The organism is Pseudomonas avellanae BPIC 631, assembly GCF_000444135.1.
In the GTDB taxonomy this organism is placed as follows: Bacteria; Pseudomonadota; Gammaproteobacteria; order Pseudomonadales; family Pseudomonadaceae; genus Aquipseudomonas; species Aquipseudomonas avellanae.
In genome coordinates this window covers 1-610 of the sequence record NZ_ATDK01000132.1, presented here as the reverse complement: position 1 = coordinate 610, position 610 = coordinate 1, and the positions used below count along the sequence as shown (strand labels likewise).

Below are 610 nucleotides of genomic sequence, written 5' to 3'. Positions count from 1 at the left end.
ATAAGTTACCCATAACCTGCAAGCTAAGCTATTGATAAGATTTGAATTTTCCGTTAGTTGGTGGCTGATTTTTTTCGAAAACAGTACACTAGCGACCATTTTTTTTGTCGAGTCTGTGGCAGAATTTACTTCTTTTAAAAGCCCGACCATCTCCTTACCTGCATACAAGGTTATGGCAGAATTCACCCCAATAGCTCCTGCATCACCAGTTAGCCCAATCATGGCTCCGGTTTTTTCTCCTGAGGTACCACTAATAAATGCTGTTTTCCATTTGTCCCAATCACTCCATGTTGCACCGAATGTGCCGATCAAATTTAAAGGGGCTATAATGCTGCCTAAACCCAAGCCAAGTGCACCGAGCCGTACTGCGAGCAATCCGCCTGCAGTTTCTCCCGTATTAATAATCAGGGAACGCAGCGCCTTATCGACTATTGCAATGTGTACTGACTGGTAAACTGCCAGAGCAGCAGCGGCAAAGGAAAGGAGGGTGCCTGTTACTAAGGATCCTCCGATCAACTCACCGCGCCGTGGCCGATATCCGGACTTTTCCTAAAATAAGCCGCTATTTGTTGAAAAATCGATCGATTAATCGCGCATATCGCAAAGATCG

At 45.4% G+C, this 610-nt stretch carries 1 pseudogene; it reads right to left on the bottom strand.

What is annotated here, in order from left to right:
* Window positions 1–516, bottom strand: a pseudogene (locus tag DW49_RS1000000131845) (hypothetical protein); the annotation flags it as partial.
* Between the last annotated feature and the right edge of the window lie 94 nt (window positions 517–610).